Origin of the sequence: Brevundimonas sediminis, assembly GCF_048799765.1 — a bacterium.
Lineage (GTDB): Bacteria > Pseudomonadota > Alphaproteobacteria > Caulobacterales > Caulobacteraceae > Brevundimonas.
This window is the reverse complement of sequence record NZ_JBLYQK010000001.1, coordinates 111,061-134,355: the sequence shown is the minus strand read 5'-3', so window position 1 is coordinate 134,355 and position 23,295 is coordinate 111,061. Positions and strand designations below refer to the sequence as shown.

Below are 23,295 nucleotides of genomic sequence, written 5' to 3'. Positions count from 1 at the left end.
ATCCGAACGGTCGTCATGATGTACGTCCGGTTCCCGCTGTCGCTGCGCCAGGTCGAGGACCTTTTGGCCGAACGCGGCATCGACATCTGCCACGAGACGGTCCGGCTCTGGTGGAACAGGTTCGGTCCGATGTTCGCCGGCGAGATCCGCAAAAAGCGGGTTCAGGCGATGCGCTCCTTCCCCCACTGGCGCTGGCATCTCGACGAGGTGTTCGTGAAAATTAACGGCGAGCGCCACTACCTCTGGCGCGCCGTCGACATGAGGGCGAGATCCTGGAATCCTTCGTCACCAGGACGTGTGACAAGGCCGCAGCACTGAAATTCTTGAAGAAAGCCATGCGTCACCATGGCGCGCCGAAGGCCATCGTCACGGATGGCTTGAAGTCCTATCGGGCCGCCTTGAAGGACTTGAAGGTGGCCGGAAAGCAGGAAATGGGCCGCTGGTTGAACAACCGGGTCGAGAACTCAAACCTTCCATTCCGACGACGAGAGCGGGCCATGCAGCGCTTCCGCCGGTGCTGTCAACTTAACTTGCGAGTAGTCGCCGGTAGAGTTGGAGCCCGTTGCGCGAGTTGCCGTCAAAACAGATACTTACGCCTAGGCGGCTCCCGATCACGACGAACCCGAGCGGCACGAGGGCCGCGAAGGGCGCATGCGCCTTGTGACTGAAATCAGCAGACTTTTCAGATCGCTGCGTCTCTACTTTCCAGTTGAGTTGACAGCGCCCTGAGGTCGCATTTGTGCTTCAGGAGACGCCGGGAAGCGGGCCTGCTGGGTATCCGCTAAGAGTCAGGAGCGGACATCGGCGGCTCCCCCGTTCGAGCCCCCTTACGGTCCGAGAACCCGCCCAGCGGAAGCTAATGTCCGCTTCTTACGCAGCGCAGACCTTAAGTGTGGCAGTCCGGAGCGCGTCAGGCTTCGCGCAAGGCGTGCACCGCGACAAAGCCGCGATTACAAGCGATCTAAGGGGTGCCGGCCTGGATTTCACCCCACATCCGCTCCGCCAACCCTACAGGGATTGGCCACCGCATGGGCGGATCTTGATCAGCCAGTTCATGGAACTCAGGCTCGATGTCCACAATCCTGAACAGCCACGGATCGCGTGCGACCTGCACCCCTACGGACACTCTGCGACGCGGCCGAAGTTCCGGGGCCGCTGGGCGGCCTCTGCGCGGCGCTATGCTGGGCAAGGGACTCTGACCTTGACGCCGTCCTGACGATCCCATGCGACATGCCTTTCCTTCCAGACGACCTGCCTTGGCGTTTGGCGGCTCAATTGACTGAAGGTCATGCGGTCGCGATGGCGGCTAGTGGGGAACGAAGACATCCGATTTGCAGCCTGTGGCGACCCGGCGTGCTCAGCGCCATCGAAATACGGGCGGGGCTAGGCCGGCATTCCTTGCATGGCGTGGCGGATCATGCCGGCTGCGTGGAGGTTTCGTGGCCCGTTCTCGCGATCGATCCCTTTTTCAACGTCAACTCGCCCGAGGATATAGCTCAGGCCGAAAGGCAGATCGCCCACGAAATCTGAAAGGCAGCCCACTGCGCCATGTCGGTGGAAGTATGATCAGGAACCGTTGGGACGCGATGCCAAACAGGCCTCGCAAGTCATCCGTGGATTGCACAGCGCCAAGCGGCCCCGTTCGGACCAGGAAAGCCCACAGCCGAGTTCGGAAGCCTGAGCCTCGAATAGGTCCGCCAACTCCAGCAGGCTTTGCGCTAGCGTCGGGTGCTCACCGGCCGCCAACTCCCGCAGCCGCGAGGCGCTTTGTTTCAATGATGAGTCGGTGTCCACGATGTAGGAGCTTGGCACGGCGAGGGCCCATCCCCCTTGATCATTGTTTTCTGACCGGACGAAGTTGTTGCGGCAGCCTCACTGAAGAGGAGGAAAGATGAGCTCTGAGCCTCTGATCGGGGCGACGGAATTCACAAGGAGGTCCCGGCCCCATCGCGCATACTCGGATCGAGTTCGGGCCGGTGCAGCCGACTTCCCTTGGGTAGGATCAAGCCCCCGGCCGCCGCGACTCCCAGCTCCAGGCTTTCGGCGATCCGCCTGGCGCGTTCAATGAAATGGGTCGCCGCGGCCGGGGGGCATAGGTCTGCAGCCGACTCTTCAAATAGGTGAAGCCACCGATCGAAATGTCGAGCGTCGATCTCGAGCGGTGAGTGCTTGGCCATTGGGCGGCCGTGATACCGGCCACTCATCAGCGCGACCGAAGACCAGAACTCACACATCGTCTTCAGATGGATTTCCCAGTCAGCGACATGGGCCGTAAAAATTGGCGCGAGCAGCGGATCCTGCCGAACCCGCCCATAGAAGCCATGGACCAGAGTCTGGATCATCTGGTCGTCGATACCGGTCTCGGCCTGGATGGCCGAGATGATATCGGCCCGCCGCGCATCAACTGTCATGACGCGCCTCTGCGACGCCGGGTCCGCGCCGGTTTCTCAGAACGATCGCCCCGCCCAACAATGAAAGGATGCTCAACCCAAACCACGTCAGGGCGTAGCTGAAATGGCTGTTGCGGAAGCGAACGACGGTCAAGCCCCCGATGGGGTAGCCGCCCTCGTTCAGGGCGGCATCCGCATCGATGAAATACGGTGCGATGGCATCACCCAACGCGCGGTTTTCAGCGATCGCCGACACATCGCGCGAATACCAACGCCCCTCGTCGGGTGCGTTGGCCCGCAGGAAGCCGCCGTCCGGTTCGCTGATTCTCAAGAGACCTGTCACACGAACCAGGCCAGTCGTCTGTCCGGCCATGCGAGTGGAGGGCGTGCGGCGTTCGGGTGGGACAAATCCGCGGTTGATCAGGATGACGCCCTGGCTTGTCTCGAGCGGAGTCATGACCCAGAAGCCCGCCCCTTCTTCAGTGACTGCCTGGACCAGGACCTCCCGGTCATGGCGAAATACGCCTTCTGCGGTCACGCGCGTATAGGCGTCTTCCGCGGACCAGACCGATACCGCCGGGGCCTCCACGGGAGTCCGCGCGAGACGTTCCTCCACCGTGGCGATCAGGTTCCGCTTCCATTGCAGCCGCTCGACCTGCCAGACGCCCAGCGCCGCGAAGCCCGCGGCCAGGGCGAGACAGAGTCCGAGGAAAGCGGCGCGGATCAGACCCCGCCGGCCTCCACCGGCGGCGGCGCCATGGGCATCATGTTCCCGTGCAGATGGAACATGATCCACAGCGATCCGAAGATCACGATCAGCACCATGATGGCGGTGAACACCAGGGCGACGAGCGTCCAGCCTCCTTCCGATCGGGTGTTCACATGCAGGAAGTAGATCGTGTGAACGACAATCTGAAGGACGGCGAGTAAGGTGACCACGACAGCCGTCGTCGTCGGGGCAAGCACGCCCGACATCACCAGCCAGAAGGGAACGGCGGTCAGGACCGCCGCGATCAGGAAGCCGATCAGATAGCTGCGCCGTGTGCCGTGGTCGTGGGCGACCGGGTGGGCGCCCGGATCCGTGTCATGTGCGCTCACTGGAGAGCTCCCAGCAGATAGACAAAGGTGAACACGCCGATCCAGACGACATCGAGCAGGTGCCAGAACATGGCCAGGCACATGAGACGCCTGCGATTGGCCTCGATCAGGCCGCGCTGGGCGACCTGGACCACCATCACCCCGATCCAGAGGATGCCGAAGGTGACGTGAAGGCCGTGCGTGCCGACCAGCGTGAAGAAGGCCGACAGGAAGGCGCTTCTCTGGGGCGTGGCGCCCTCATGGATCAGGTGGCCGAATTCGTAGAGTTCAACCCCCACAAACGCCATGCCGAGCAGCGCCGTCACGACCAGCCAGCCCAGGGTCCCCCGCTTCCTGCCCTCGTACATGTCCAGCATGGCCATGCCGAAGGTGATGGAGGAGATCAGCAGGAAGGCTGTGTTCAGCGCCACCAGCGGAAGGTCGAACAACTCCAGCTGGGTCGGGCCGCCCGCATGGGCCGTGGCTAGCACGCCGTACGTCGCGAACAGAGTCGCGAAGATGAGCGCGTCGGTCATCAGATAGATCCAGAAGCCGAGCGGCGTCGGGCTGGCGTGAGCCGCGCCGTGGCCGTGCGCGCCCTCTTCCTGTTCGACCAGATAGAAGGTCGGGGACGCGGGCGCAGCCGCGACGCTCTGGGACGTGCGGGGCTTACGAACCGTGCGGGTCGCCTTGCCGAGAGCCTTGGTCATGCCCGAGCCTCCAGAGCGCGACGCGCGGCCTCGTCGGCCGCCACCATGTCGGCCGGAACGTAATACTCCCGGTCGTAGTCGAACGTGAACCAGATCACATAGGCGATCAGGGCCAGGAAGCTGACGGCCGCGAGCCACCAGATGTACCAGATCATGGCGAAGCCCAGGATCATGGACAGGGCCGACATGATGACCCCCGCCCCGGTGTTCTTGGGCATGTGGATGGGCCTGAAGCCCTTCGCCGGCCGCTCGTGACCCCGGTCCTTCATGTCGTACCAGGCGTCCAGGTCATGCACGACCGGGGTGAAGGCGAAGTTGTAGAAGGGCGGCGGCGAGGCGGTGGACCATTCCAGCGTCCGGCCCTCCCACGGGTCGCCCGTGGTGTCGCTCAGCTTGTCGCGGTTCTTGATGCTGACCGCGATCTGGATGACGAAGGCGAGGATCCCGACCAGGATGATGAGAGCCCCGATGCCCGCGACGATGAACCACGGCTGCAGGGTGGGATCCTCGAACAGGCGCACCCGGCGCGTCGTGCCCATCAGGCCGACGATGTAGATCGGCGTCCAGGCGACCCAGTAGCCGATCACCCAGCCCCAGAACGACACCCAGCCCCAGAACCCGTCCAGCTTGAAGCCGAAGGCCTTGGGGAACCAGTAGGTCATGCCAGCGAACAGGCCGAACACCACGCCGCCGATGATGACGTTGTGGAAGTGCGCCACCAGGAACAGCGAGTTGTGCAGAACGAAGTCGGCCGGCGGCACAGCCAGGAGCACCCCGGTCATCCCGCCGACCACGAAGGTGATCATGAAGGCGACCACCCAGGCCATCGGCAGTTCGAAACGGATGCGGCCCCGGTACATCGTGAACAGCCAGTTGAAGATCTTGGCGCCGGTCGGGATGGCGATGACCATCGTCGCGATGCCGAAGAAGCTGTTGACGCTGGCGCCCGCCCCCATCGTGAAGAAGTGGTGCAGCCATACGAGGTAGCTGAGGATGGTGATGACGACCGTCGCGTAGACCATCGACGAGTAGCCGAACAGCCGCTTGCCCGAGAAGGTCGAGGTGATTTCCGAGTAGATTCCGAACACCGGAAGGATCAGGACATAGACCTCGGGATGGCCCCAGATCCAGACCAGGTTCCAGTACATCATGGCGTTGCCGCCAAGGTCGTTGGTGAAGAAGTTGGTGCCGACGTAGCGGTCGAGCATCAGCAGCGCGAAGGCGCCGGTTAGGACCGGAAAGATCGCCAGGGCCAGGACGTTCGAGCACAAGGCAGTCCAGACGAAGACCGGCATCTTCATCAAGGTCATGCCCGGGGCGCGCATCTTGAAGATGGTCGTGACCATGTTGATCGACGACAGGGTCGTGCCGACCCCGGCGATCTGGAGCGCCCATAGGTAATAGTCCGGCCCGACGCCCGGACTGTTCTCTATGTTGGCGACCGGCACATAGTTCAGCCAGCCGGCGGTCGAGAACTCGCCGATGAACAGCGACGCCATGACCAGCAGTGCGCCGGCCACGGTGAGCCACAGGCTGAGGCTGTTCAGGAAGGGGAAGGCGACATCACGCGCGCCGATCTGCAGCGGCATGACGTAGTTCACGAGGCCCACGATCAGCGGGATCGCCACGAAGAAGATCATGATCGTGCCGTGGGCGGTGAAGATCTGATCGTAGTGGTGGGCGTTGAGATAGCCCTCGGCCCCACCGAAGGCGATGGCCTGCTGCAGCCGCATCATGAGAGCGTCGGCGAACCCGCGCAGCAGCATCACGATGCCCAGGATCATGTACATGATCCCAATCTTCTTGTGGTCGACGCTAGTCAGCCATTCGCGCCAGAGCCAGCCCCACAGCCGGAAGCGGAACATCAGGCCGAGGATTCCCACGCCCAGCAGCGCCACCACGGCGAAGGTGCCGATCAGGATGGGCTCGTGGATCGGGAAGGACTCGAGGCTCAGGCGCCCGAAAACGGGATTCAGCGCTGCGGGTGAGGATGCGTGGGACATGGGTCTTCGCTGAACCTATTGATGGCCGCCGTGGGTGGTACTGCCGGTGACCGGCGCGGCGTGCGCGGACGGCGCAGGGGCGTGAGCGTCACCCTGCGGTCCGCGCTCCCCGGATCGCGCCTGCTCATCGTTCACGGGCATGACGTGGCCAGCCTGGGCCATGTGGTCGGAGATGCAGACAGTCCCCGGCGCGACACACCGGTTGACCACGCGCTCGAACAGACCGGCCGGCGCCGAGCTGTAGAGTTCGACCGGGTGTCGCTCGGTCGGATGTTCCAACTCCAGATAGCCGGGCGTGGTGAGCGGACTGCCGACGGCCTGGACCTGCCGCACCCATTGATCGAATTCACCCGACCCGACCGCGCGGAGCTGGAAGCGCATGTGCGAGAAGCCGGCTCCGCTGTAGTTGGCCGAGAAGCCCTCGAACTCACCGGGACGATTGAGCACCGCGTGCAGTTGGCTGCGCATGCCGGGCATGGCGTAGATCATCCCGGCCATGGTCGGCGCGTAGAAGGTGTTCATCATGTTGGTCGAGGTGATGTCGAACCGCACCTCGCGGTCCACCGGCAGGACCAGTTCGTTGACGGTTGCGATGTCGAGTTCAGGGTAGATGAACAGCCACTTCCAGTCCATCGCCACGACCTGAACCACCATCGGCGCCTCGGTGGTGTTGACAGGCTGCCCCTCGGCGATGCGGTCGAGCCGGCGGAAGGGATCCAGAAGGTGAGTGCTCGACCACGTAACCGCACCCAAGCAAATGATCACAAGCAGCGGAATGGACCAGATAGCGAGCTCGAGCGCCGTCGAATGATGGAATTTGGGGTCGTACCGGGCGCTCTTGTTGGAGGCGCGGTACTTCCACGCGAACAGGATCACCATGATGATGACCGGTACGATCACCAGGAGCATGATCCCAGTCGAGAAGTAGATCAGATCGCGCTGCTGAAGGGCGACGTCGCCAGCGGGATTTAGGACCGCGCGCTCGCATCCCACAAGAAGCCCAGTGAGACATAGCGCCACGACCCTCGAGAGGCGTCCTATTTGGGAGGGTTCTTCACGCATGTTCCGCCCGAATTCTGCGTTTCATTGAGGTCGCACGGACGTCTTGCCCGATACGTCTTCTACCCTAGGGCGGCGCGCGCGCAAAAGGCAGGTCCGAGATACTACGTAAGCCCAGCGGCCTTGTCACGGAGCGGGGGGTGTCGCAGAAAGACGACCAAGACTAACCGGCCGCCGGCCTATTGGCACCAGGAGCTGAGCCATGCGCGCGACCAAGGGCGCTTCCACCTCGACGCCGCTGGAAAAGGACGCTCGTCTCATCCACGCTGATGACCACGGGGCTAAGCCCGGCGAGATCGCCATCGGAGTGATCATCGGTCGGACATCCGAGTTCTTCGACTTTTTCGTCTACGCGCTGGCCTCGGTGCTGGTCTTCCCGGCTGTGGTGTTTCCCTATCTGGATCCCGTCACCGCCACTCTGATGTCGTTCGCCGTCTTCTCCCTGGCGTTCGTGGCGCGGCCGTTTGGCACGCTCCTGTTCATGTGGATCGACCGGAACCACGGCCGCGGCGTCAAGCTGACCATCGCACTCTTTCTTCTCGGCGGATCCACGATCGCCATCGCTCTGCTGCCGAGCCACGCTCAGATTGGGGCCCTGTCAGTCTGGTTCCTAGCAGCGTTTCGGATCGGCCAAGGGGTCGCTTGGGGAGGAGCATGGGATGGCTTGCCTACCCTGCTGGCCCTAACCTCCCCCCGTGATCGCCGGGGCTGGTACGCTATGATTCCACAGCTAGGCGCGCCGATTGGGCTGGCGGTCGCCGCTGCTCTCTTTGCCTATTTCCTGATTGTCCTATCGCCGGCCGATTTTCTGAGTTGGGGCTGGCGTTATCCCTTCTTCGTGGCCCTCGCCATAAATGTGGTCGCCCTGTTTGCCCGACTCAGGATCGTTGCGACGCCTGAGTACGGCCGCCTGTTCGAGAACCAGGAGCTGCAGCCCTCTCCTCCCTTTGAGACGGTATTCCGACACTGGCGCACCATTGCACTGGGAGCTCTGGCCCCGCTGGCAAGCTTCGCCCTCTTCCATATCGTCACGGTATTCCCCCTCTCGTGGGTGACGCTAACCGCGCATGAAGAGCCGGTTCGCTTCCTTATCATTGAGTTCATCGGGGCCGGGGTTGGGATCTTGGCGATGATGGGGTCAGGCGTTCTGGCCGACCGGATCGGACGGCGCGCCCTCCTGGCGGTCTCGGCTGTGATGATTGGCGCCTATAGCGGGTTTGCCCCGCAGCTCCTGAACGCCGGGACCGTGGGCGAGACGACGTACATGTTGGTTGGGTTCGCCCTTCTCGGTCTGGCCTTCGGCCAATCCAGCGGCCTGATCGACGACCGCCTGCCCATCCAGTATCGCTATACAGGCGCAGCGATTGTGGCAAACACAGCATGGCTCGTGGGCGCCGGTTTCGCGCCTCTCGTCGCACTTTTCCTGGCGCACCAGTTTGGTCTGTGGTCAGTCGGACTGTACTTGCTGTCGGGCGTACTCTGCACGCTCGCGGCATTGGGGATCAATCGTGAGTGGGGCCGCAGGGAAGTTTAGTCCCCTGCATCGGAAAGTAGCGGACATCTGCGCTATTCCCGCGGCACCAAGCTGTCGACATGGCGCTGCGCGCCCCGTGGGGGCATCGCAGATTGGCGCTCATTCCGAGCGCGGCCGCTCCATGTTGCGCCTCGCGGAGCTTGTGCGAAATTCGAGCGGCCGTTTCGCGCCACTAGCGGTCATTGATGCCTCCATGGAATCCGAGCTTTCGAGGGTGTCGCGCTGAGTGATTGCGCTGGCCCTGTTGCGGACGATAGCAAGGAGTTCGTGACCGGGCTTATGGGCTGCATCGGTCTGCCTCCAAGATGACCGGGGGCTACGTGACCCCGAGCGACCGGAGCTTTCTCGAAAACGATATCCGCCTGGAGGCATTGACCCCGATGGTCGTCCACGCAGCAAGCCGAGATTACTTCCGAGAAATCACGAAGTTTACATAATCGCCGCGAACAGGAGCAAACAGCCGGTCCCGACCATCAGGACAAAGACGGCCGTCATCACCCAGAAATAGAGCGGCTGCCTCTCCACCCGGGCGTATATCCACCCGGACTTGTCCCGCAGTCGCCTGTGCCGGATCGCCGACCACAGGCCTTCCAGTCCGATGGCGAGGGACAGCACCCCGAGCAGAAACTTCATGGTCAGGGACGTTCGGAGGACAGCCGGGCTGCTGCGACGAGAATGTTCTCCGCCTGTGGCAAGGCTTGGTACCCGCGTCGACAAATCTCTCCCACGATCCGGCCCTCCATCTCGAGCAAGTGCGGCGACCGGAAACCCGCGTCCGATACCCGAGTGTCGTAGAGGTGGTCAGCCCGGTATCGCTCCTGGCGGATTCGCCGGAATTGGGATGTCTCGCAATCGTACTCGTTGAGAAAGGCGTCAATCAGCGCGGGGCCGTCCCGTGTCGCGGAGACCGACCATGACCAGGCGGTTCTTGTGTTCGGCCCGGTCTGGCTTGGCGCCGAGAGATAATCTCCCCGGCCTTCACTCTGACTGAGAATATACACCCTCCCGCCAAGCGGCGCCGACTGCTGCCCAACAGGGATCAGGAGCGCCATGGCAAGGGCCAGAGTCGAGATCATCGTTCGCTCCATGCTGCGGCTCGGCGACCGCCGGTCGAGGTGGCCAAAGGCCTCAGGGTTGTGATGGCGTGCCCTGGGATGGGGCGGGTCGGAACGCTCCGGCGGCTCCGTCCCATTCGAGAATAACGGTTTCGCACGCAGCGCCCGGAACACATGCAGGACCGTCCAGAAGCTGCGCAGGCGCGTGGTCAACCTTCAACCGCGGCCATCGACCGGGCGCCGAAACGAAGGCTCGCGTCGCATCTTGCGTTTCGTTGGTGACCCAGACCTCGTAGCCATACTCCGGAAAGCCTTCGCAGGCGCTCGGCGCCTCAAGAACCCAGTCCCGCTTTCCATCGCCGTTCACATCGGGCGTCGAGGCCACGGCGGGGTAGGATACGGTGAAATCGTCGGCCTCATCGGGGGAACCGCAGGCGCGGCGGCCGGCAAGATAGCGGTCAAGGACGGCTGCCGGAATGCCGGCCGGTAGTACGGGCCGCCCCTCGCTGTCGCCAAGGTCCACGGTCGCCTCGCCGAAGCCGCTTATCACAGCTTCACCATCTGCGCTCGGACGCTCGGTGAGGCTACCGGATACCGTGTCCCAGGCCCATGCAAGGCGACAGACCTCCCGGGCGGACGGGCAGTTCAGGTGGTGAAACGACGCCTCCAGGCGTACTTCGCCTCCGACTGGACGAATATCCATGTCCCAAGCCTGACGGTCGAATACGCGCCGGTAATGGTCGGCCTCGCTGACGTACAGGCTGAGGCGACAGCCTCCGGTCCCGCAGAAGTTTCCGCCTTCCGGCCAGCGGATCAGCCAGTCCTCGACGCCATCCCTGCTGACGTCGACGGGTATCAGCACGCCGGGAGGCGGTTCCGTCAGCCTGACCGGGCGATTGGTGGGGTCCTCGATGTCAAAGGACACCCGATTGAGTTCGTCCAGGACATACCAGACGAATCCTGAAGGGGGCTCCTGTGCGGCAACAGCGCCGGGCGACAAGACAAGGCAGAGGCCGACCAGCACTCCTGGTCCTGTCTCACGTAATCTGGCGAACATCGCCCCCTCCCAATCCGGCCTCCGAGGTTCCATGAGAGGAGACGCCGCAGACGCCGGCATGCGGCGATCAAACGGCGCTGCTCAGCTCCCGGAATGCTGTAGTCTCCCTGCGGCAGTCAGCGCCTAAGGCGTCTCGGTGATCAGGAGGTTCGCGGCCGCGGTGCCGCCGCCGAACGTGCCGACCCAGACGTCATAGGTCCCGCTCTGCGGACGGTTGAAGCGCACCTCGGCGTCGCCGTCGCCCCAGCTGTCGTCGTCACAGTACCAGCGGCCGTCCGGGCCGTTGATGATCAGGGTGGTGTCCGTCGAGGAGCGGGTGCGGAACACCAGCGGCAGGCCGCCGGCGCTATAGGTCACCTCGAAGTCCGGCGCGGCGCTGATCTTCCCGACGCAGGCGCCGGGCAGGTCCGTGTCGGTGTAGGCGTCGATCGAACCGCCGGCGGTGATCGAGACGCGATACGGGTCCGGCGTGAAGCCGGCGTTCAGGCGGATCTCGCCGAAGTTGGCGGTCAGGCCGGCATTCTGGGCGTGGGCGACGGCCGGAGACAGGGCGGCGGCCGCGAGGGCGAGGCCGCAAACGACGGACTTCATGATGGTTCCCCCCAGCCAAAGCGCCGGATTTATAGCGTTTTACCCGCAAAACATCGGTCGTCAATAGAGTTGGTCGACCGCGGTCGCCTTATCTGGCCGCGTTGCCGAATGGACAGCGCCGGATGCCTTTCGACTGATGCGCTTCGAACAAGGGACATCAGCCCGCGACCGGATGCGCCATGAAGGCGCTATTTCGACCCGGTGCGCCCGAGACCTGCACGGTTGCCACGAGCCATTGGCGCAGAGACCGTCCCAAGAGGTCGACAGCGCGGCTGTACACGTCCGCGCCCCTCGGTCCAGAAGTTCAGAAAAGCTGGACGTTCACTATGCATCCGTCTTCAACGGTCAGCACCGTTAAGGCTTCGCTGCCCTCGATCCCCTTCACCCGGGAGGCGATCGCGACCTGTCTCGCGGTCCCGATGAGTCCGGTGATCACGAGGTGCTGGTTCGGGAGATCGCTCGGTTGAAGACGTTCGTAGAACTCTGCGTCCGTCATGGTTTCGGTGGGCGAACGCCAGAGTGTTCCGGGCCGGGTCACCCATCTGATCGCGCCGGGGTCGCGCGCCGCCACTCCCTGAACATAAGCTTCGGCGGCCTCCGCCGCTGTGCGCGACCGATCGGGGCCACTGCTCTGACAAGAGCCGTACTGGAGGAGGGCGGCCGCAGCGAAGACTGTTGCGAGCATATTCGTTCCTGATTTCCTCACGACCCGACCGCCCCAAGCCGTCGGAAACAACAGTCCGGAGCCGAGATGCACCCATCAGCTCAACCTGGCTGTGCACTGCAACCGGAGCCTCAGGAGAGCCTCGGCAGCGCTATCGGCTGCCTCCCCGCCTATCGGGCAACTTCCAGGATTTGAACTGGATGCCGTCTGCCGTTTCAGCAGATCAGCAATAGAACCGACACCTTCCGATTGGCAAGCGACGAGCCAGGTGTTTGCCTGACCAGGTCGTCACCCCTTGGACCTTGCCACCGTGTCCACGCCCTTGCCGGACGCCGGCGCCCTCGTCGATGCCAAGCCGAGGCGGGTCATCGCGTCCTGCACCTCGTCCATGGCCAGGGTTTCGATGGCGTCCTGGTAGCCCAGCGCTGCGGCCGCCTGCAACAGTTCGATCCCTTGCCGCTCATCGGTGGTGATGCCGCCTTCGCCCACAAAGGTCATCTTGCCGAGCACGGTCAAGGCTTGCGGATCGTTGCGGGCGGCTCCGAGGCGGATGTAGCGCAGCCCTTCGGAAACGTTTTCTTCCACGCCCTGGCCCAGCACCAGCGAAAGGCCGTAGACGCCCTGCGCCTCGGGATGGCCCAGGTCGGCTGCACGCCGGAATAAGTCCATGCCCGCAGCGATGTCGCGGGGGACCCCTTGGCCGGTCATGTACAGTTGCCCCAGAAACGACATGCCTGCAGGGTCACCGGCTTCGGCCGCACGGCGGAACATGGCAACGGCGCCGCGTTCATCCTGCGCCACACCCCGGCCGACGAACATCATGCGCGCCAGTTCGGTCATTGATGGACCGTGGCCCTGGTCGGCAGCGAGGCGGGCGTAATGCGCCGCGCGTTCCCAGTTCTCCGCGGCGCCGACGCCCAGTTCGTAAACGATCGTGCCGAGAGCGGCCTGGGCAAACAGTTCGCCCGCATCGGCCGCTCGCTCCAGATTCGCTACGGCATCAGGATCGTGCTGCCCGTCAGCCAGGCGGCTGAGTCGATAGAGCCCGTTCAGCCCCGCGCCGTAGGTGCTGCCTGCCGCCGCCGCCCGGGCCGTAGCGTCGAGCGCTAGCGCCTCATCCTGCGGACCGCCGATCCCCTCGTGCGCGAAATAGCCCAGGTTTGCGAGCGCGTCGGCGTGACCGCGCTCACCGGCCGTAGCAAACCAGCGGCGCGCCTCGGCGTCATCCCGTCGGACCCCGGCATACCCGGTGTAATAAAGCCGGCCCAGGTTCCATGCACTTTCGGGATTGCCCTCTTCCGCCTCGGCGAATAGCCGGGCAACCACCTGCTCAGCCGTTTCCTGCCGATTGATGATGTAACTGCGGCGATCGACGACGGACTGCGGCCCCCCGATCGACTGACCGCCGCTGCCCAGCGCAGCCGCCAGCCCGTCCAACGGGGTGCCCATGGCGTCCAACCCAGCCGAGGAAGGAGCGGGTGAGCCGCTGCTGCCGCCTAGCGAACGCTGCTGCGCCAGTCCGGCCTGGAACGCGCGATCAGCTGCGGCGCGATCGTTGCTCGCATCCTGTGCCCGCATCGACGCCATCATCGCCTGGCGATTGCGTTCGTCTGTCGCGGGATCGGCCTGTGCCGCACCGGCCGCAAACCCGGCCACCATAGCTAGAAACGCCACTGTCGAACGCCATGCGCGCATACCAAAACCCTCTCCCAAAACGGTGTAACGTGAAGCTGGCGCATAACCGCGGGTGGAGCAATTGCTTTCATCGGCGCGCCGCCTTCGGGTGCGACCAGTTACATTCCGACAAAAAACGAGACCTGCGACGCCATAGGCGCTTCGAGGCTCGCCAACATGCGTCATGGGCGGCTTCGCCAAGGTCGGTTTCCGCCCTCCTCGGGGCCGCGGCGCCGCCTTCGCTTCGACGCCGGCCGAAAAGCCCCGTTCCCAGTGCAGCTGGCGGGTGAGATCTGGGCGGAGCCGCGCTGCTTGGCAGCACGCCTGAGAGCAGACCTTCCCCAACAGCCGCAATGAGTCAGAAGCAGCCGTCAGAACACCCTGATCAAATCCTTCTCAACACGGAGGCCCCTCCCACTGAGGAGGCTACGCCTTTCGATGAAATCGACTTCCACGCCCAGCGCATCGACAAGGTCGAGATAGGCCCCGCCCATATCAAACGCGTCGAAATCAGCGCCCGGGGCGATGTCGAACGCCACATCGACGTCAGAACCCAGCCCGGCTTCGTCGCGCGCCACCGATCCGAACAGGTAGACGTGCGCCAGGCCTCGGGCTCTCAGGAAAGGCTCGAGGCTTCGCAGTTTCGCGAGGGCGTCATCACGGCGCATGTGACCCGATCCTACGCCGCCATCCGGTGTTGGGAAGGCTCGGCGGCGCGTCTCGCCAGCGACACCCCTCGCTCGCGGAGCAGCCTGCCGGCGAGCTCAGTCAAGCGGGTTACGGCTGTGTCGCTGGCGCAGAGGATCCGGTTATCGACCGGGTCCCAGCCGGCCTGATCGAGGTAGCTCACGGCCGCCCCCTCCCCGCCCAGTGAGACCACGAGGCGCCGCAGATCGGCGCACGGAAAGCGAGGTCGCATCGACGGCCCAGTCGAGCGCGGCGCGGGCGCGGGAAATTTTCTAATGGGGTCATAAAGGAATTGTCGGACACCCATGTCCGGTTTTCCGGCCGCTGATGTCCGGTTTTTCGGAGTTTGACCGGACGCGGGCGTCCTGTTTTGCACCGTTTGAGCGGTCGTGGGTGTCCGCTTTTCGGCGACCTCGGCCACGACCTCGGGGACCATCGCACGATACATGTTGGTGCGGGAACGCCCTTTGCGGACGTCGATCTCGAGGTACCCGGCCTCCTGAAGATCAGCGAGGTGACGGCGGAGCTGGCGATCACTTTGTCCGAGATTGGCGGCCATGCTCCCCTGCCCGCGCCACGCGCCCCCGGCAGCGCTGTTCAGGTCGTGCAGCAGGAGCCCGGCGACGGCCTTGGCGCCGACAGACAGCGTCGGGTCGGTGACGATGCGCTGATGCCAGGCCAGCTTATCAGCGACGAAGTTTTCAGGATCGAGCAAGCGGCTCATGCCAGCGCCTCCCGCGTTGCAGCAGAGTCCGTGAGGCGGTAGAAAGGCGTCGGCCTTGTTTGCTGAACCAAGCCCATTTGAACCCCGCCGCGCGCTGCAACGCCGGCGGGGTTTTTCGTTTCGGGTTTCCGACGGAACCGGGTAGCCAAACGCCCGAAATCTCCAGGGATTTCAATCGGCGTCCGACACCCGGTTAGACAGCCCAAGTCTCTGAGAATACGGATGGAGCCGAGCCCCACCCTGTCCGCCACCTTCATGGTGAAGCCCCGGGCCCGCGCCATGGACGGACCGGTCCCGGAGCCAGCGGAAGAGGGGCGAACCGGCGCCCCGGACCCGGCCTGTCCGGCCGATCGGCAGAGGTGTTCAGAAACGGGCCGTCAGCGCCAGGCGGCCGCTGATCGGGCGTTGCGGCGTACTGATGTCGGCCGGGGCGTAGAAGGGGTTGCCGAAGCTGAAGGTGTCGTCATCCCGGTTGAACAGATTGTCGATGGACGCCCGGACGCTCCATCGGCCGACTTCCGCGCTGACGCCGATCTGGCTGGTGAGATAGCCGGCGGACGCGCTGTTCGAGGTCGGGGACAGGGCGATGTCCGTCGGCCCGACATAGCCGAGGCGGAGTTCGGAGCGCACCACCGCCTGCGCCAGCCGGGCTTCATGCACCAGTCCGCCCTGGAGGCTGAAGTCCGCCACCCCGGGCAGACGGCTGTCCGCCCCCAGGGCGAATCCGGGATCGGGACGCGAGAGTTCGGGGTCGTTGACGACCGCATGGCCGTCGAGGGTCCAGTGTCCGAGCCGCCACTCCACCTCGCCTTCGACCCCGCGGTTCCGGCCGTCGCCGAGATTGGCGGTGAACGGCAGGCCGCGCGCGTCGAACCGGTCGGACTGGATGTCGCTCCAGTCCGCCACGAAGACGGCGACGCGACCCCGCAGCGCGCCATCGCGCAGGCTGAACCTCGCCCCGAGCTCGCCGGCCACGATCTCGTCCGGGCGGACGGCGCGATACGGCTGCGCCCCGCCGACCCCGGTCGTTCCGGCGTTGAAGCCCGGTCCGCGATAGCCCTCGGTCGCCAATGCATAGAAGACGAAGGGCCCCCGATCGTACTCCACGACCAGACGCGGCGCGACGCCCACCAGGGCGTCGTCTCCCGCGACGACGTCCGGAGAACCGCCGGCTTCGCTGCGGTGCTCCACGCCGATGCGGAACAGGCGCGCGCCCAGGGTGATCCTCAGCCGGTCGTCGGGGGCATAGACGCCTTCGCCGAACAGGGCGGCCTCATCGACATGGTCGCGGCGGCGCCGGAAAAGCGCGGCCGCCCCGCCCTGCCCGTCCGAGACCGCGACGGTCCGGTTGTGCGTGTACTCGGAGAAGAACAGGCCGGCGCTCCAGCTGAACCGGCTCCCGAGCGCGCCGTTCAGGCGGATCTCATGCACCGCGGCGGACAGGTCGTCGGACTGGTCCAGCGCGGCCGTGCCGGCCAGGCCGAACACGCCCGCCGAGGGCGTGGCGTCATACCGGGCGTCGAGACCGTGGGACTGGATGCTCGACGACGCCCGTATCCGCGCCCAGCCCAGATCGCCGTCAACCGCGGCCCAGAAGCCGTCGAAGTCGTTCCGGCTGGGCTCGCTCAGGCTGCGGCGTCGCGCGTAGGGGGCATCCGGACCCAGGGTCGCATATTGGGTGTCGTCGACGCTGATGGTCTGGGCGAGGAAGCCCGCCCTCAGGGTCCAGGCCGGATTGACGCGCCACAGGGTGGAGAGCCTCAGCCCCTGACGGCGCATGTCTCCGCTGTCCTCAAGGTTCAGCGCCGTATCATCGACGTATCCGCCAGCGGTCTCGTCATAGCCGACCAGCCGCACGGCGAGCCGGTCGGTCAGAACGGGCAGGTTGAGGATCAGTTCGGCCGCATGGCCGGGCCCGCCTCCGTCCGTCGCGGTCGCCTCCACCATGGCGCGGCCGTAGAAGCCCGTCGGATCGGGTGCGCGCGTCACGACCTGCACCACCCCGCCCATCGAGCCCGCGCCATACAGAGCGCCCTGGGGCCCCCGCAGCACCTCGACCCGCTCGATATCGGCCAGCCGCAGCGCCGGGTCCGGGGCGTCGTAGGTCAGGCGGACATCGTCCAGATAGAGGCCGATCAGCGCCTGGGCCTGACCGGCCACGGGGCCGTCGGCCAGGCCGCGAATGAACAGCTTGTCGCGTCCGGGACCGAGATTGGTCATCGTCAGGCCCGCGACCCGGCCGGCCACGCCCTGCAGGTCCGTCACACCGGCCCGGTCCAGCGTCAGGCCGTCCAGCGAGGACAGGCCGTAGGGCGCGCGCGACAACAGAAGATTGTCCGAGCGCGCGGCCGTCACGACGACCTCGTCGAGGACGGTCGGGCGCGTTGTCTCCCGCTCCGGCGCGACCGGAGCCGCCACGGGCGCGGGCGGAGCGAGGCGCACGATCCGCCAGGCGCCGCCGCCGATCGGACGGGCGGCGCAATGCGTGCCCAGGGTCAGGCGGGACAGGGCGCTCTCGACCGGCATTCGCCCCCGAACACCCCGGGTAGGGCCGCACCGCTCGCTCCCGGCCGCGTCGATGGTGACGCCGGCCTGCAGCCCGAAATCGAGCAGGGCGCTCCGCAGGGGTTGCGGGGCGACGGAGACATCCACGACCGACCGGTCCTGGGCTTCGGCCGCCACAGGGACCGAAGCGGTCAGGACGGCGGCCAGGGCGCTGAGGGAAGCTCTTACCAAGAGGGCGACGTCCGAAGCAGGTTCAGCGCCGTTCTAGCCGAACCCCCTGCGGCCCGCGAGTGGCCTTGATCGGCAGGAAGCGCTCAAGCCGGTCGATGACGGCGGACTCGTCGTCGAGCAGCAGAACGCCGGAGAAGCGCAGGTTCGCGGCGTCCGGCGTCACGGTCACCGGGACGGCGAAGGCGCGGCTGAGATCAGCGGCGATCTCGCTCAGAGGCCGATCGTCATACGCCCGCCGCCCCTCCGTCCAGGCGGCCGCGTTGCGCGTATCGACCGACGTCACGGCCATCCGGTCGTCAGCATCGGCGCGGCGGACCGCCTGCCCGACCGTCAGCCGCACCCGTCGGGCCGGGGCGTCGAGATCGGAAACCTCCACCACGCCGCGCAGGACCGACACCGCGGTTTCGCCCCCGGAGCGGCGGATGTTGAAGGCCGTGCCGACGACGCGGACCTGACTTTCGCCGACATCGATCAGGAAGGGCCGCCCGGCGTCATGCGCGACGTCGAATACGGCCTCGGCCTGATCCATGCGAACCCGTCGCCGCCCCCGCTCCATCCTTACGGACAGGGTGGATCCGCCGTTGATCTGCAGCTTCGAGCCGTCCTCCAGCACCACCGTGCGGGTTTCTCCCGGAGCGGTCTGATAGACCACGTCAGGCGACGATCGGAGCAGGGGCGCCAGCAGCACCGCCGCGGCGACGGCCGCCGCCATGGCCGGCGCGGCGATCAGCCATCGGCGGTCCTTCCCCCTGCGCCGTTCGCGGTGCGCGGCCAGATCGAACACCGGCGCGCGTTGAACGGACGAGAGCGCGTCGGCCGCGCTCCAGAGACCTTCCGCCTCGTCGAAGGCGCGCCGGTGCGCGGGGTCCGCGTCCAGCCAGACCGCCGCCGCATCCCAGTCCGCGACCGTGACATCGTCGGCGCGCAGACGCACGACCCAGGCGGCGGCCTGGGCAGCGATCTGCTCGTCCCTGATGATGTCGTTTCGGGTCATGGTCCTGTCCGCGCCCCGGGGGGCCTTGAGGGAGAGACGACGCGGACGCGTCCCATCCTCAACAAAAAAAGGCGAAACCGCGTCATCATGGCCAGCCCACCTTGAGCAACAGCTCCTTCAGGGCGCCGGAGATGTACTTCTCCACCGCGCTGCGCGAGACGCCCATCCGGTCGGCGACCTCGGCCTGGCTCAGACCGGCCAGCTTGTGCAGGCGAAACGCCTCGGCGGCCTTCGGGGGCATCCGACCGATCGCCGTCATCACCTTCTCAAGTTTCAGCCGGGCCCAGGTCGCGTCCTCGGCCGACGGCGCGTCGGCCGCGTCTCCCGCCGCATCGGCGCCCTGCGCCCGGCGCCACTCCAGATCACGCGCCCCCGCCCGCCGCTGCGCCTTCGAACCGTCCAGCGCCAGGTTCGCCGCCATCCGGTACAGGAAGGCTTGCGGATGGCGCACCTGGGCCGCCGCCTCCCCCGTGAGCGCCTGCAGCCGCAGCCAGACATCCTGAACAAGGTCCTCCGCAGTCGCCGATGAGCCCGTGCGGGCGGTCAGGAACCGCAGGAGGGCCGGCCGCACCTCCAGCCAGACATCGACAAGCGCCTGTCGAGCGACAGCGTCGGGGTCGTCCTGCGAGAGCTCGGGCGGCGGGATCACCGGCGCATCGTGGGTCGCGCCGCGCCCCCGGGCAACGGGGTTCGCCTCTCCCGAAGATTTTTTTGTGGGGCCGGACACGCCGTGTCGTCTCAGGCCCACAGACTGTTCCTGAGGCGCTCATGTTTCCTGCCCGGCTCACCCTCCCCGACCCCGCTCCGCCGTCCTCGCGCGAGCGCCGGACCCTGTCCTCCAGCATCATCCGTTTCGACGACCCCCGTCAGGCCGAGCGACGGCGCGTGGAGCGCTTCATCGAGGACGCCTACGCCGACGCCTACGGCAGCCGCATCCCCGGCCACTATCCGACCCTGATGAGCGTGCAGGACGAGGCCGGGGTCATCTATGCCGTCGTCGGCTTCCGCCCGGCGGCCGAGGAGCGGTTGTTCCTCGAACAGTATCTCACGGCGCCCGTCGAGGATGTACTGGGCCGTGCAATAGGCGCGACGGTCGCCCGCGCGCAGATCGTGGAGATCGGCGGCCTGGCCTCCAGCGGCCAGGGTGCGACCGTCTTCCTGTTCGCCGCCATGGCGCATCACCTTCAGCGCGAAGGTCTGGGTTTCGCGGTGGCGACCGCGACCGGTGAGTTGCGCCGGATCTTCAGTCGCGCGGGTCTGGGCGCTCTCGAACTGGCCAAGGCCGATCCGGGACGCCTGGACGACGGCGGCGGGGCCTGGGGCGCCTACTACCAGACCGATCCGGTGGTTCTGGCGGGCTGTATCTCCGCGGCGACGGCCCCCCTCGACCAGTTCTCCCGAACCGCGTCCGTCGGCCGCGCCGTTCGCACCCGCCTGCACTACGAGGATCGCCGATGAGCGCCGTCATCGACGCGCTGATGCAGCGCGCCCGGGCGACGCCTGACGAGATCGTGCTGAGCTGGACGGACGGCGCGCTCACCGCCGCCGGGCTGGCGGCCGCGGTGTCCGGCCTCGCCGCCCGGTTCGCCGGCGACGTCTCGCCGGTCGGCGTCGCGCTCGACAACGGCCCGGCCTGGGTCGTCACCGATCTGGCGCTGATCCTGGCGGGTCGGCCGTCCGTGCCGATCCCGCCGTTCTTCACCGCCTCCCAGCGCGACCACGCGCTTGCGGACGCCGGCGCCGGCCTGCTGGTGGGCGCCGGAGACAGCGATGACGACCCGTGTGTCCCGGGCGGCGGGCGTATCCGTCTCAACAGCACCGGCATCGCCGCGCGCCCCCTTCACCCGGGCACGGCCAAGATCACCTATACGTCCGGCTCCACCGGCGCCCCCAAGGGCGTCTGTCTGTCGCAGGCGCAGATGGACGCCGTTGCGGGTTCGCTCGTCAGCGTGCTGGGCCGTGACCGCGCCGGACTGCACATGCCGGTTCTGCCCCTCGCCGTGCTGCTCGAGAATGTGGCCGGCCTGTACGCGACGCTTCTGGCGGGCGGGCGCTACCATGCCGTCGGCCTCGCTGAAGCGGGCATGGGCGAGGCCTTCCGTCCGGACTTCGCCCGCCTGTTGACCGCCGTCGCCGCGACCGGTGTCACGACCCTGATCCTGGTGCCGGAGCTGCTGCGAGGACTGATCGCGGCGCAGGCGGCCCTGAAGCTGGATCATCGGCTGGAGATGATCGCGGTCGGCGGCGCGCGCGTCGCCCCGGCCCTGCTCGCCGCCGCCGCCGCCGCGGGCCTTCCCGTCGTCGAGGGCTACGGGTTGAGCGAATGCGCCTCCGTCGTCGCCCTGAACACGCCGGACGACGCCCGCCCCGGAACGGTCGGCCGCCCCCTGCCGCATCTGACGGTCACCCTGGCCGACGATGGTGAAATTCTCGTCTCGCCGCGCCCCTTCCTCGGCTACGTGGGCGGACAAGGCGGCCCGGATGTCGTGGCGACCGGGGACATCGGCGTCTTCGACAGCGAGGGCCGCCTCAAGGTCGAGGGCCGCAAGTCCAACACCCTGATCACCGCCTTCGGCCGCAACGTCGCCCCTGAATGGGTCGAGAGCGAGCTTCTGGCCGAACCCCAGATACTGCAGGCCATGGTGATGGGCGAAGCCGCGGCGACCCTGTCGGCCCTCCTCGTGCCCATGCCGGGCGCCGATCCCTCACAGGTCCAGGCCGCCGTCGCCCGCGCCAACAGCCGCCTGCCGGACTACGCCCGCATCGCCGACTGGCGGCTGGTCGCCCCGTTTGATCCGGCCGCCGGACAGGTCACCGCCAACGGCCGTCCGCGTCGCGAGGTCCTGCGCCGGACCTACGCCCCGCCTCCTTCTCCCTCCCAAGCCGCCTGAGAGTTCGCATGTCCTTTTTCGATGAGCTGGTCGCCGCGACCGCTGCGGAACGCGCGGCCTTCGCCGCCATCCCGCAAATCCGTGACGGTCTGGCCGGCCGTATCAGCCGCGACACCTACGTCGCCTACCTGGCCCAGGCCTATCACCACGTCCGGCACACCGTGCCCCTGATGCAGGCGGCCCGGGCCGGGCTTGATGACGACCACGCGGTCTTCAAAAGCGCCCTGGACGACTACATCGCCGAGGAGACCGGCCACGAGAGGTGGATCCTGAACGACATCCGCGCCGCAGGCGGCGATCCCGACCGGACGGTCCGCGACGGCCCCAACGTCGCGACGGAGGTCATGGTCGCCTACGCCTACGACACCATCCAGCGGATCAACCCCATGGCCTTCTTCGGCATGGTCTATGTGCTGGAGGGCACCAGCATCCAGCTGGCCAGCGTCGGCGCGGACGCGGTTCAGAAAAGCCTCGGCCTGCCCCCCGCCGCGTTTTCATATCTCGTCTCTCACGGCGCGCTGGACCAGGACCACATCCTGTTCCTCAAACAACTGCTCGACGGCGTCTCCAGCCCCGACGACCGTGCGGCCATCGTCCATATGGCCAGGGTGATGTTCGGCCTGTTCGGCGGCGTCTTCGCCTCCATCCCCCATGTCGCCACGCGGGAGACGGCCGATGCGCTTTAAGGATCGCGACATCCTCGTCACCGGAGGCTCGGGCGCGCTCGGACGCCGCGTCTTGGAACAGATGCAACGGGAGGGCGGCCGCGTGACCGTCATCGCCCGCGCCCCCGTGGACGGCCGGAACACCCTCGTCGGCGACCTGTCGACCGCGCACGGTCTCGAGACCGTGGCCGCGGCGGTCGCCGGGCGTCCGTGGGACCTGCTGGTCAACATCGCCGGGATCCAGCATTTCGGGCCGCTGGAGCAGCAGACGCCCGAACATCTGCTCGCCAGCTACATGGTCAACCTGATCGCTCCCGCCCGACTGGCGCAGGCGGTTCTGCCCGGCATGAAGGGGCGTGGGCGGGGCCAGATCGCCAACGTCGGCTCGATCTTCGGCTCCATCAACTTCGCCCATTTCGCCACCTACTCCAGCGCGAAGGCCGGGATGAGGGCGCTCAGCCAGTCCCTTCGGCGAGAGCTGACCGGTACGGGGATCGACGTCACCTATGTGGCTCCGCGCGCCGTGGCGACGCCCTTCAACTCGGACAGGGTCAATGAGTTCGCCCGTCTCACCGGCATGGCCGTTGACGATCCCGACCGCATCGCCCGCCGGATCGTGGCCGCGATCCGGAAGAACCGCCGCGACGTCTATCTCGGCTTCCCCGAGGCCCTTTTCGTCCGGCTCAACGCCGTTGCGCCCGGCCTGATCGACGGCGCCCTGAAGTCCAACGACCTGAAGGCCCGCGCGCTTTTCGCGGGCTGATCATCAAAGGAGGAAACCGCC

Annotated in this window: 23 protein-coding genes and 1 pseudogene; 7 read left to right on the top strand and 17 right to left on the bottom strand. The window is 66.4% G+C overall.

Going from position 1 to position 23,295, the window contains the following annotated elements:
* Positions 1 to 15 precede the first annotated feature (15 nt).
* Positions 16 to 668 (top strand): annotated as a pseudogene (locus ACLQ7T_RS00740) (IS6 family transposase).
* A 433-nt stretch (positions 669 to 1,101) separates the two neighbouring features.
* Positions 1,102 to 1,530 (top strand): molybdenum cofactor guanylyltransferase, encoded by a 429-nt coding sequence (gene mobA, locus ACLQ7T_RS00735; protein ID WP_420477671.1) that lies wholly within the window; start codon positions 1,102 to 1,104, stop codon positions 1,528 to 1,530.
* 395 nt (positions 1,531 to 1,925) lie between these two features.
* Here mobA and ACLQ7T_RS00730 read toward each other — a convergent pair whose 3' ends face one another.
* Genes ACLQ7T_RS00730 through cyoA form a run of 6 tightly spaced genes read right to left on the bottom strand, consistent with a single transcriptional unit; the run spans position 1,926 to position 7,242 of the window.
* Positions 1,926 to 2,411 (bottom strand): group III truncated hemoglobin, encoded by a 486-nt coding sequence (locus ACLQ7T_RS00730; RefSeq protein WP_420477670.1) that lies wholly within the window; start codon positions 2,409 to 2,411, stop codon positions 1,926 to 1,928.
* Positions 2,401 to 3,186 carry an SURF1 family protein gene (locus tag ACLQ7T_RS00725; protein ID WP_420477669.1) on the bottom strand — a complete coding sequence of 262 codons (786 nt, stop codon included), beginning with the start codon at positions 3,184 to 3,186 and terminating at the stop codon, positions 2,401 to 2,403. The genes ACLQ7T_RS00730 and ACLQ7T_RS00725 overlap by 11 nt, the downstream gene beginning before the upstream one ends.
* Positions 3,114 to 3,488: a cytochrome o ubiquinol oxidase subunit IV gene (cyoD, locus tag ACLQ7T_RS00720; protein WP_420477668.1), complete on the bottom strand. Its 375-nt coding sequence runs from the start codon at positions 3,486 to 3,488 to the stop codon at positions 3,114 to 3,116. Before cyoD ends, ACLQ7T_RS00725 begins: the two co-directional genes overlap by 73 nt.
* Positions 3,485 to 4,177: a cytochrome o ubiquinol oxidase subunit III gene (gene cyoC / locus ACLQ7T_RS00715; RefSeq protein ID WP_420477667.1), complete on the bottom strand. Its 693-nt coding sequence runs from the start codon at positions 4,175 to 4,177 to the stop codon at positions 3,485 to 3,487. The genes cyoD and cyoC overlap by 4 nt, the downstream gene beginning before the upstream one ends.
* Positions 4,174 to 6,180: a cytochrome o ubiquinol oxidase subunit I gene (cyoB, locus tag ACLQ7T_RS00710; RefSeq protein ID WP_420477666.1), complete on the bottom strand. Its 2,007-nt coding sequence runs from the start codon at positions 6,178 to 6,180 to the stop codon at positions 4,174 to 4,176. Before cyoB ends, cyoC begins: the two co-directional genes overlap by 4 nt.
* Positions 6,181 to 6,195: 15 nt before the next feature.
* Complete coding sequence (gene cyoA, locus ACLQ7T_RS00705) at positions 6,196 to 7,242, bottom strand: ubiquinol oxidase subunit II (protein WP_420477665.1); 1,047 nt, start codon at positions 7,240 to 7,242, stop codon at positions 6,196 to 6,198.
* A 199-nt stretch (positions 7,243 to 7,441) separates the two neighbouring features.
* On the opposite strand from cyoA, the gene ACLQ7T_RS00700 reads away from it, so the two are divergent.
* The gene (locus ACLQ7T_RS00700) at positions 7,442 to 8,773 is read left to right on the top strand and encodes an MFS transporter (RefSeq protein WP_420477664.1); all 1,332 of its coding nucleotides are present in this window, start codon (positions 7,442 to 7,444) and stop codon (positions 8,771 to 8,773) included.
* Positions 8,774 to 9,202: 429 nt separating this feature from the next.
* On the opposite strand, the gene ACLQ7T_RS00695 is transcribed toward ACLQ7T_RS00700, so the two are convergent.
* The 11 genes from ACLQ7T_RS00695 to ACLQ7T_RS00645 all read right to left on the bottom strand — a co-directional run bounded on the left by ACLQ7T_RS00695 (position 9,203) and on the right by ACLQ7T_RS00645 (position 19,604).
* Positions 9,203 to 9,406 (bottom strand): hypothetical protein, encoded by a 204-nt coding sequence (locus tag ACLQ7T_RS00695; RefSeq protein ID WP_420477663.1) that lies wholly within the window; start codon positions 9,404 to 9,406, stop codon positions 9,203 to 9,205.
* 2 nt (positions 9,407 to 9,408) lie between these two features.
* On the bottom strand, positions 9,409 to 9,849 hold the full coding sequence (locus tag ACLQ7T_RS00690; protein ID WP_420477662.1) for a hypothetical protein: 441 nt from the start codon (positions 9,847 to 9,849) through the stop codon (positions 9,409 to 9,411).
* 52 nt (positions 9,850 to 9,901) lie between these two features.
* Positions 9,902 to 10,885, bottom strand: a complete 984-nt coding sequence (locus ACLQ7T_RS00685) for a hypothetical protein (RefSeq protein WP_420477661.1) — start codon at positions 10,883 to 10,885, stop codon at positions 9,902 to 9,904.
* A gap of 123 nt (positions 10,886 to 11,008) precedes the next feature.
* Positions 11,009 to 11,476, bottom strand: a complete 468-nt coding sequence (locus ACLQ7T_RS00680; RefSeq protein ID WP_420477660.1) for a peptidase S1 — start codon at positions 11,474 to 11,476, stop codon at positions 11,009 to 11,011.
* Between the two features lie 304 nt (positions 11,477 to 11,780).
* The gene (locus ACLQ7T_RS00675) at positions 11,781 to 12,161 is read right to left on the bottom strand and encodes a hypothetical protein (RefSeq protein ID WP_420477659.1); all 381 of its coding nucleotides are present in this window, start codon (positions 12,159 to 12,161) and stop codon (positions 11,781 to 11,783) included.
* A gap of 267 nt (positions 12,162 to 12,428) precedes the next feature.
* A complete protein-coding gene (locus tag ACLQ7T_RS00670) occupies positions 12,429 to 13,835 on the bottom strand; it encodes an SEL1-like repeat protein (protein WP_420477658.1) in 1,407 nt (468 codons plus the stop codon).
* A gap of 350 nt (positions 13,836 to 14,185) precedes the next feature.
* The gene (locus tag ACLQ7T_RS00665) at positions 14,186 to 14,482 is read right to left on the bottom strand and encodes a nucleotidyltransferase family protein (protein ID WP_420477657.1); all 297 of its coding nucleotides are present in this window, start codon (positions 14,480 to 14,482) and stop codon (positions 14,186 to 14,188) included.
* Between the two features lie 11 nt (positions 14,483 to 14,493).
* Positions 14,494 to 15,225: a helix-turn-helix domain-containing protein gene (locus ACLQ7T_RS00660; protein WP_420477656.1), complete on the bottom strand. Its 732-nt coding sequence runs from the start codon at positions 15,223 to 15,225 to the stop codon at positions 14,494 to 14,496.
* Positions 15,226 to 15,588: 363 nt separating this feature from the next.
* Positions 15,589 to 17,961, bottom strand: coding sequence for a TonB-dependent receptor (locus ACLQ7T_RS00655; RefSeq protein WP_420477655.1), 2,373 nt, complete (start codon positions 17,959 to 17,961; stop codon positions 15,589 to 15,591).
* Positions 17,962 to 17,983: 22 nt separating this feature from the next.
* On the bottom strand, positions 17,984 to 18,955 hold the full coding sequence (locus tag ACLQ7T_RS00650; RefSeq protein WP_420477654.1) for a FecR family protein: 972 nt from the start codon (positions 18,953 to 18,955) through the stop codon (positions 17,984 to 17,986).
* Positions 18,956 to 19,040: 85 nt separating this feature from the next.
* Entirely contained in the window at positions 19,041 to 19,604 is a 564-nt protein-coding gene (locus ACLQ7T_RS00645; protein WP_420477653.1) for an RNA polymerase sigma factor, read from the bottom strand.
* Between the two features lie 119 nt (positions 19,605 to 19,723).
* Between ACLQ7T_RS00645 and ACLQ7T_RS00640 the strand changes: the two genes are divergently transcribed.
* From ACLQ7T_RS00640 to ACLQ7T_RS00625, 4 genes are read left to right on the top strand one after another with little or no spacing between them, the layout of a single operon-like run.
* Positions 19,724 to 20,413 (top strand): thermostable hemolysin, encoded by a 690-nt coding sequence (locus tag ACLQ7T_RS00640; RefSeq protein ID WP_420477652.1) that lies wholly within the window; start codon positions 19,724 to 19,726, stop codon positions 20,411 to 20,413.
* Positions 20,410 to 21,846, top strand: coding sequence for an AMP-binding protein (locus ACLQ7T_RS00635; RefSeq protein WP_420477651.1), 1,437 nt, complete (start codon positions 20,410 to 20,412; stop codon positions 21,844 to 21,846). Before ACLQ7T_RS00640 ends, ACLQ7T_RS00635 begins: the two co-directional genes overlap by 4 nt.
* 8 nt (positions 21,847 to 21,854) lie before the next feature.
* The gene (locus tag ACLQ7T_RS00630) at positions 21,855 to 22,532 is read left to right on the top strand and encodes an iron-containing redox enzyme family protein (protein ID WP_420477650.1); all 678 of its coding nucleotides are present in this window, start codon (positions 21,855 to 21,857) and stop codon (positions 22,530 to 22,532) included.
* Positions 22,522 to 23,274, top strand: coding sequence for an SDR family NAD(P)-dependent oxidoreductase (locus tag ACLQ7T_RS00625; protein ID WP_420477649.1), 753 nt, complete (start codon positions 22,522 to 22,524; stop codon positions 23,272 to 23,274). The genes ACLQ7T_RS00630 and ACLQ7T_RS00625 overlap by 11 nt, the downstream gene beginning before the upstream one ends.
* Positions 23,275 to 23,295: the final 21 nt, after the last annotated feature.